Below are 8,162 nucleotides of genomic sequence, written 5' to 3'. Positions count from 1 at the left end.
GGCCTGCTTCAGGCTATTGACCGTGACTTCGTTTTCTTTGCCTTGGTCTTTCAGTCTCGCTGTCGCAGCTTCGATTATCCGCTGATCAATGAGCCGCTGCGCTGCTGTTTCGGCCGCGAGCTGCGTCGCCAAGACTTGCTTAGCGATGAAATCGTCGAAGGCTTTGTTTACGCCCTTCCATTCCGCATTGGCATTTGCGCCAGGGCCTCCAATATCAGTGGGCGCGGAAGTGAAGTGCGCGAAATCTGGCGCTTGACTCACGCGGCGCGGATCAACGTTCAACTTCCCGGAAACTTTCTGGTCAATTGACGCATCAAGTTTATTGAACACGTCGAGCGCGCCTGCGGCCTGAACGCGAAACCCGGCCCAGAATAAATCCCAGTTGGTTTTTGCCTTCTGGGCACGGTCAATGACGCTTTTGTCAATGACAAGCCCTAAATCCTCCATCCTCTGGATTAGAGTTGGATCGGCCCATGTCTTTAGAATCTCCGCCGTGTCCTGGCCGCTTTTGCCGAACAGGGCAACTTCAATGCGGGCGCGCGTTGATGCATCCTGAATCCCGAGAATGGCTGCGGCAACTTTTGGCAACGCCGCCTCGGTTCCGCCCGCCAGATCACCGGCAGTAAGGCCCAATTCCTGGAATGCCTTGCGGGCAGGCCCCTGTGATTCGGCAGCATCGCCTATTGACCGGGTGAAGCGCTGAATAGCGGCATCACTCGCTTCAATGCTTGATCCGGCCTGCACTGCTCCAGCGTGATAAGCCTGGAGCGCAGTAGTCGATATGCCGAGCTTTTGCGCTTGGCCGTCCAATGCCGCCGTCGAATCGATAACATCCTTCACGAACGAGCCGATAGAGGCGATTGAGAGGGCGACTCCAAACTTGGCGGCAAGTGAGGTTATATTCCCAAACCCAGCGCTGAACACGCTTTCAGTTTGCTGAAGCCGCTTCTCGATTATGCCAAGCCGCTGGTCTGCAATCGTCTGAGCCTGCTCCATCCCCTTTGTGAATTTGGAGATGTCGGCTTCGAGTGTTGCGACCAGGCGGGCTACGTCATCAGCCATTATCGGTATCCGTGTAGTTCGAGCAGTTCGTCATAGCGTTGGGGCGTCATTGCAGCAGGCTTATCGCCATCGCCGCTCTGGGCTTTGTTCCACCCAGCAACAGCGGCGCTGAATTCCCACAGCGAGCAGTCCCAAAAGTCGGCCATGCTCATGCCGATGGCGCGAGCGATTCCGATATAGAGGGCGAAGGAGATTCGCTCTGTTCTCTCCCCCGCTCCGCTTTTCCCTGTTCGACTTTATCCTCTGGCGGGCCAAGCAAAGCTGACAGCAGTATCGTGACTGCCGCAGGCTTGTGTTTCAGATAAGGACCATCATCGAAATATGTCCGCATGATTTTCGATGCCGCGACCTCATCCATGCCGCCACCGATGAGGCCGAGACGGATCGGTTCACGAAGATCGGCAATGTGCCACGATCCAGACCTGATGCGCTCATACAGTGCTTCCGGACCGATTCCGGTCTTGTCCTGCAATTCGCGCAACTGCTTCATGGCGAGGCGGAATGAATGCTCGCCATCGCCCCAATCGAACTTGACGTTTCCAGAGCCGTCCATGGTTTAGGTCCGCGTGACCTGACCATCGGATTGCATGCTGACGCTGATTTTTACTTTGTCGCCGAGCGCACCGCTCATGGTGAACTGGGACAGCACGTAGGGCGCCGTCCATGTATGCCCCGCAGTCGTTACCTTGCAGTTTTTGCTCAGGCCGCTCGCGAACCAATCGTCCCAGGTCTCGACGAATTCCGTCGCGAGAACGCCGTCACCTGAAATGTCGCGCGACAGCGAAGTGACCGCGCGCTCTTTCCAAGCAGGCGCATCCGGATCATCACAATCCGGAACGAGCGTATCGTTCGTATCCGCCTGGCCGTTGAAGGTTTTGGAGGTGAGTCCGCAGGGTGCGGCAAAGACTTCAGGGCTCGCGCCATCGCCGATGGCGATTACGAATTCTCCGAATTTCTGCGTCGTCGGCTTAGCCATTTTGATGGGCTCCATCTGAGGTAATGGCGCGTCGTCACGACGGGCCAGGAAGCCGTTGCCCAAGCGGCGTTTGGGCTTGCACGCATAGGCGTGCTCTCCAGGCTCTCGCCAGGAAGTCTTATGGTCTAATGATCGTCAGTCGGTCGGATCGACCATGGCGCGATAGCTGGCAACGCCATGCACCGTCACATTGTCAGGATCGACGAAGAATCGCGCACCATCGCGCTTTATTTCGACACAGCGGTAACCGCCAGCCAAGGTCAGAACGGCGTTGTTCAATACCGCATCCAAAGCTGCGACGATCTTCTTATTAGGGCCAAAATCGATTCCGTTCTGCCGTGTCCACACATGCAGCGTCAGGAATATTTCAGAGCCATCGATGCACTCGGCATCGTCAGGTACGTTCTGGCTTTCGCCAATCGTCACATACGGGAACGCCGGGTTTGCCGGAACATTCTGGTAAAGCCGCGTTCCTATGAGGGCGGTTAGAGCTGCATCGGCCAGGAGCGCTGTAACCGCGGCGACCTGCAATTCGTAATCCGGGCCATTCATTTCAAGCCATCCTTGATGCCCTGCCGTGCGGCGCGATTGATCTTCGCTTGCGCCTGACGCTTGCGGGCGCGGTATGCCGGGAAGAAGAATGGCTGCGCGTGTGCGCCGGGGTTTTGCGTTCCACGGAATTCACCGGCATTCACATGCGGCGCGGTGCCGAATTCAACATCGCGTGCATGTGGGGAATCCGAATGGATTATCGCAGCAAGCTCGGGGTCTTTCTCAATACGGCTGCTTTTTACTCGATTGTAGAGAGCAACATTCTCATCGCCCGACGTGACTTCTATCGACTGTCGCAGCTCGCCAGTTTTTACCTTGGCGAGTGCTTTCATGGTATCAGCCATTTCCTCTGCGGATGACAGAACTGCCGTCTTGATCTGTTTTCGTACCGGTGCTGGCAGTATTTTAAGAACCTGACGCATCCGTATGCGATTGGAAATCTTGCTCACTACGCGCCGACGTTTTTGTAGGCGCGTACCGAAAGCAGGGTATCGACGGGCTCTATCTCGCCATCGGAATATGTTGCGATCCATGTGATGATATAATCAACATCAGCAATACCGCCGCTGAAGAACTGCGAAACCGTTTGATCGTCGTCCTGGACAATCGGTGAACCTTCCAATCGCTCATCAGCCGAGGCATCTGCGACAAGGCTTTCTGGATGCACGATGCATTCGGTCGAGACGTTCGCAACGGTTACATCTTCCGGGAGCATCCTAACGAAGCTGACCGATAGAGATGGCCTTCCATCTGGCGTTATCGGATCGAACCGCAGCATGTCACCCATTGGGAATTAAACTCCGGCGACGAGGCCTTGGAATAAGCAGGTAATTTGGATTGATCGTCGGGACGCCAGTTCGCATCACATGTGGCGCGAAAGTCGCGGAACCGGCAAACGCCACGGATGTCGGAATGGTTACAGCCGATCTGGGAGAGAATAGGCCACCGCCAGCGAAATTCACGGATGACGGTATAATCGTGGCCCCGCCTGATGCAGGGGAAAACGTTGCCGCGCCCGTAAAGGCAACCGACGATGGCAGAATGACTGCACCAACGGGTGCAAAAGCCCCTGCGCCAGCGAATGCAACCGCGCTTTCCGCCGCCGTTGGTGGATTGGACGATGCAAAGAGCAGCAACATCAAGCGGCCCTCAACCCGAGACGCAGCCCCATTCCGGGCCGCTTAATCTTTCGAACGGATTGCCCTGCTTCAGACCCCACTGTGTAGAATGTGCCCGGAGAATTCTGATTGGCGTATTCCGCCGCGACCCATGCCGCGGCACGTTCGATATCGGAAATACGAACCTCATCCATCTTGCCGAAGAAAAACCCTCCGTTGCTCCCCCCGTTGGTGCTCCCTTGAACCAACCCGATTGATCCACTTCCGGAGCCATATGCCAACGTTCCGCCGGTGCCGGAATAGGAACCACCATCATCGGCACCATTCAGATAAATGGTCATGTCTGTGGCACCGCGCACTACGCATGTGATGAAATAATCAGTCGCATTCGATAGCGCTGTGGCTCCTTCCTTGGCCCGATAAGTTCCGCCGCCCGTGCCATCGCCAAACGCAACGAATATCGTCCCGCTGCCGCCGTCCTCGATGTCAATTCCAAACCGTCCCGCACCACCGGCGCCCCCGAAAACGATGTCGTTGTTCAGGAACGAATAATTGGTGCTCGCATTATAGGATGCATCTTTTTTAATCCAGAACGAAAGCGTCGCGGGCAGAGCGATCTTTAAATTCGCGTTGTTGCTGAGATCGATATATTGGCTTGAGCCGTCGAATGCCGCGCCGCTACCAATCTTGGCCGCAGCAGCGGTAGCCCCGTTGTTCGTGCCATTGTTCGCTCCCGCCGTGCTGTCGTTCACATTGAGGCCAGCACTCAGATGGTAGACGCCCTTATAATGCGAATCCCAAACATCCGTTGCCGTACTCTGGAAAGTCGAAATCGCCGCATCGCCGTATAGCATGTAAAACGCGGTATCGACCGACGAGGATACCGAAGGAATTTGAACCCACGCTTCCAACGTTCCGGATGAACCATCATAGGAGACCACCTCCCAGGCATATGGCGTCACATAGGCATTGTCGGCGGCAAAGACGATGTCATACCCATTGCTATTCTGGACGTGACCGCCATTGGCGACAGTCTTGAGCGCGGCATCCGTGACGCTGACGAGCACTGGAAAATTCATTAGCGTGCTGGCTGGGTGTGATGTGATCGTGATCTTGCGATTATATGCAGCATTCACAGCCACGGGGGCGCTCCTTGCCGTAACATAACCAAAATCACCATATGCAAATTTGCGCAGGCCACCCGCGCTGGTATCCATGTCGTCTTGTTTTATCTCGGAGACCACATAGCGAAGCGCGGAGCTTCCGTTAAAAACCGGCAAACCAACGCCGATGGCATTGGAACCATCCGAGGCGCGGAACAATTCAACATCGCTCCAAGATCCATCCAATTCACGGGTTGTAAAATACATGTCGCCATCCACAGCGAATGCAGCGGGGGCCACTGTCGGAAAATAAGCGGTGATCCGCCCGCCAGACGCAGGGACGAGGCAAAAATCATTCACCTCATTATTGGTCGCGCCGATAATCTCCGAAACCCACGAGCCGCTCTCATTGGTCAGATGCCACATGTCGAAATCGCCACTATCGTGAAGACCGTCACAGGTCAGCACATGCGATTTACCGGCATCATCAAAGATGAACATCGGAATTGCGGTCGAGCCGCCACTTGTCGGCTGATCGAAGATTTTATAATGCCCGTCCAGATCAGTAATGAGTGCGGGGAGGCTTCCGGCTGCAATCGAGAAACTCTTATCCCAATTTTTCAGACTGCCGTCGGTCGTGTCATAAATGAAATAATAGACGTTCTTGCGGATTGAATTATCCGCATTCGCCTGGGTGGCAACCCAATGCAAATCCGTGCCTTTGGCATACATCAGGCTCGCATAGAACCATGTGCTATTGCCGAAATCCGCGACAGCAATTGGAGATGACCAATCAACGGTCGTCCCGGAAAGTGTCGTCGTATGGAACATGACGCACGGCTTGTGCGTGCCGCTGAAGGTGTCGCGGAGCTGTAGCCAAATCGCAGAACCGACCAGCACAGGATGGGGATACGAAACCCCGCCATCTGTCGTCAAGTCGGTGAGGATCGTCCAATCCGTTGGATCGCGCGGATTTGTGGTGATCGCGATATGGCACGGGGAAAGATGGCACCCCCAGAACAGAAGCACACGGCCATCCGGAGTCATGCACAACGCACCTTCACCATGACCGTCGTTGGTCAGGGTATTGGTGGAGATGACATATTCATCAATCGCACCAGTCGCGTGGTCGAAGACCGTGACCGCGATGGCGCGATGCGACCCGTTCCATATTTCGTGGCAGTCCCACGTTTTGTTATCCGTGAGATCGAAAAACGCGCACGGACCGATATTGTCGTAGTTTGGATAGGTCGAACCATTTGCGGCAAAATAATCGACTGTCATCAGAACACGGCGTGCAGCGTGATCTTATAGACGCGCGCGCTCGCGGGCGTATAGGCCCCTGCCGTCACGAGATAGCCAAAGAGGCCCGTGCCAGAAAGTTTGACCTGCGTATTCACATTGTCGGCGCGCACATAGAGCGTCGAACCGAGATCGACCGGCGTCCCGAGATCCACGTATCCAAGAAATGATGCGCGGTCACCTGATGGCAAATCGAATGCGCCATTATCGCCTACAGCACTCTGTGGCGTTACGTTGTAGAGATAGAGGCGATATGAGGTTTCGCCGGAGATGACGCCAGATGAGTCAATTTCCAATTCCACACTGGAAATCGTAACTTCCGCCCCGCTTGGCCCTATGTTTGTGAAGGAAAGCGCAGCGGTGGAGCCTGTGGCAGAGCCGAGAATGTCATTGGCGGTGTAGCCATTCGTATCGGCGGTGCGGGTGAGCGTCACGGCAGAGCTCGCCGCGCGCGAGGCCAATGTCAGCGTGCTGGAAATCCATTGCTTCACCAGGCCACGCAGATATTGCTGCATCGTGCCGTTGGCATCCGTGATGACGGCCGCCCCGGAAGTTGCGCCCGCAGTCGCAAGAAGCGCGGCTAGGGATGTCTCAGTGGATGCGCCCGTTGGTAATGAGATAGTGCCGGAGACATTGGTGATATTCCATGTTCCGGTTTGTGCGGCCTGGACTGCAAAGGTCCCGGCGTTAGTAACTGCATGCGAAGGAATGGTCGCTACCGATACGGGGACAACCGTCCCACTCGCTATGCCCTGAATTGTGATGACATCCGAAGATGCCGACCCCGCCGTACCGAGCGCTGGTTGCTTGGCAGCCGACGCCGCGCCGGTCGGGAGGGGAAGCGAAGCCGCAGAAATCGGCTGTGTAGTTTGCCAAAATGTGCCAGAGACGGCGACGGCCGTACCGGACGCAATTCCCTGAACTGAAAGTACCGCAGCCGACGCCGTGCCAGCCGTGCCAATCAGGTCCGTGCCGGTTGGTGAGCGGAGTTGAACAGGAAGCGGTTTGCCCGTCGCGGTATCGACCTTATTGGCCGTCCCGCTTGCACCCCATTCCATTTTTACGAGCTGGTGCTTTACGCCCGCAATGTCTTCATCAGCGACTACATCGCCTCCAGACATCGCATTCAATTCGGTATTGTCAGCCATTGCGTTAGCTCACCGTGAAGGTTGTCGTATCGGTGATCTTCGGCGTGGCACCGGCAGTCGTGACAGGGATCGATGATGCCAATTGTCCGCTGGCGAAAATCAGACCGGCCCCGTTCGATAGCGAGCCGACCGATGCCCAGGTCTCGGTTTCGCTTGGCGACCCAGTTGCGGCCGGGAAAAGGGCATCCGCACCGAGCGTTGCGATATTCCCGCTAATCGACCATCCATCAGTGGAGCGCTCGACGGCGACACGAGCATAACTTGGATACGCGGCCTCGCTTGTCGTCTGATTGCCGGAGTGTGGATCGGCGGTATGCAGCGCCAGATAAACGCTGGTAATCGGCGACGATGCCGCATTGTCCGCAATATTTGCGATAGCCACACCCTGCAAAAGCAATTTCAGCAAGTCGTTTTGCATCGCGGCGCCAAATGCCATTTGCCTATTCTCCTATTGAGGGGATTCGTGACTAGGCGACGCCCGCGTCACATAAAAAATCGATCCATGCGCGCCGCTCATCCGGCGTCACGGAGCGGATGTTAAATACCGTCCCGCGCTCATCGCGAACGCGCCACGATGCATCCACACATCGCGTAAGGCTCGAAGATCGGACGGTGATTACAACCGGCTGAACGCCCGTCAGTCGCTGCGCTATGACAGGCTCAGAGCCTTTCAGATACCGTAGGCGCGCGCGGCAGGAGAATTGTTCTTCCCAATCGCCAGCCGTTCCGCCGAGGTCGCTATCCGCTTCGGTTATCTGATCGAAGGCCACGCGCCATCTGAGATCGCCAGCGGCAGTCATCGCGCCGGCCTATCAGTTTCAACCGCCCTACCCTTCGCAATCGCGCCATCGGCACAGCAGCGACGGACGAACTTCACCATCCCCGCTTTGAACGCCACGCA

General features: G+C 56.2%; 9 protein-coding genes. All 9 read right to left on the bottom strand.

Annotation, left to right across the window (positions count from 1 at the left end; translation table 11 throughout):
• The coding region (locus VGN12_08555) for a hypothetical protein (GenBank protein ID HEY4309488.1) at positions 1–1,062 on the bottom strand (1,062 nt) is incomplete at its 3' end.
• Between the two features lie 148 nt (positions 1,063–1,210).
• Complete coding sequence (locus VGN12_08550; GenBank protein ID HEY4309487.1) at positions 1,211–1,615, bottom strand: gene transfer agent family protein; 405 nt, start codon at positions 1,613–1,615, stop codon at positions 1,211–1,213.
• Positions 1,616–1,618: 3 nt separating this feature from the next.
• Entirely contained in the window at positions 1,619–2,101 is a 483-nt protein-coding gene (locus VGN12_08545; protein ID HEY4309486.1) for a phage tail tube protein, read from the bottom strand.
• A gap of 72 nt (positions 2,102–2,173) precedes the next feature.
• Positions 2,174–2,590 (bottom strand): DUF3168 domain-containing protein, encoded by a 417-nt coding sequence (locus tag VGN12_08540; GenBank protein ID HEY4309485.1) that lies wholly within the window; start codon positions 2,588–2,590, stop codon positions 2,174–2,176.
• The gene (locus VGN12_08535; protein ID HEY4309484.1) at positions 2,587–3,039 is read right to left on the bottom strand and encodes an HK97 gp10 family phage protein; all 453 of its coding nucleotides are present in this window, start codon (positions 3,037–3,039) and stop codon (positions 2,587–2,589) included. Before VGN12_08535 ends, VGN12_08540 begins: the two co-directional genes overlap by 4 nt.
• On the bottom strand, positions 3,039–3,377 hold the full coding sequence (locus VGN12_08530) for a hypothetical protein (GenBank protein ID HEY4309483.1): 339 nt from the start codon (positions 3,375–3,377) through the stop codon (positions 3,039–3,041). Before VGN12_08530 ends, VGN12_08535 begins: the two co-directional genes overlap by 1 nt.
• 351 nt (positions 3,378–3,728) lie before the next feature.
• Positions 3,729–6,095: a BNR-4 repeat-containing protein gene (locus VGN12_08525; protein HEY4309482.1), complete on the bottom strand. Its 2,367-nt coding sequence runs from the start codon at positions 6,093–6,095 to the stop codon at positions 3,729–3,731.
• Positions 6,095–7,261: a hypothetical protein gene (locus tag VGN12_08520; protein ID HEY4309481.1), complete on the bottom strand. Its 1,167-nt coding sequence runs from the start codon at positions 7,259–7,261 to the stop codon at positions 6,095–6,097. The genes VGN12_08525 and VGN12_08520 overlap by 1 nt, the downstream gene beginning before the upstream one ends.
• Positions 7,262–7,265: 4 nt before the next feature.
• Positions 7,266–7,667 carry a hypothetical protein gene (locus VGN12_08515; protein ID HEY4309480.1) on the bottom strand — a complete coding sequence of 134 codons (402 nt, stop codon included), beginning with the start codon at positions 7,665–7,667 and terminating at the stop codon, positions 7,266–7,268.
• Between the last annotated feature and the right edge of the window lie 495 nt (positions 7,668–8,162).

The sequence above is a fragment of the Pirellulales bacterium genome (genome assembly GCA_036499395.1).
GTDB lineage: Bacteria > Planctomycetota > Planctomycetia > Pirellulales > JACPPG01 > JACPPG01.
Note: the sequence above shows the minus strand (reverse complement) of the source record. Positions and strands in the feature narration are given on the sequence as shown.

Excerpts from the sequence above, each read along its gene's own strand:
- VGN12_08550 (HEY4309487.1), bottom strand. The coding sequence starts at position 1,615 with ATGGACGGCTCTGGAAACGTCAAGTTCGATTGGGGCGATGGCGAGCAT.
- VGN12_08540 (HEY4309485.1), bottom strand. The coding sequence starts at position 2,590 with ATGAATGGCCCGGATTACGAATTGCAGGTCGCCGCGGTTACAGCGCTC.
- VGN12_08530 (HEY4309483.1), bottom strand. The coding sequence starts at position 3,377 with ATGGGTGACATGCTGCGGTTCGATCCGATAACGCCAGATGGAAGGCCA.
- VGN12_08525 (HEY4309482.1), bottom strand. The coding sequence starts at position 6,095 with ATGACAGTCGATTATTTTGCCGCAAATGGTTCGACCTATCCAAACTAC.
- VGN12_08520 (HEY4309481.1), bottom strand. The coding sequence starts at position 7,261 with ATGGCTGACAATACCGAATTGAATGCGATGTCTGGAGGCGATGTAGTC.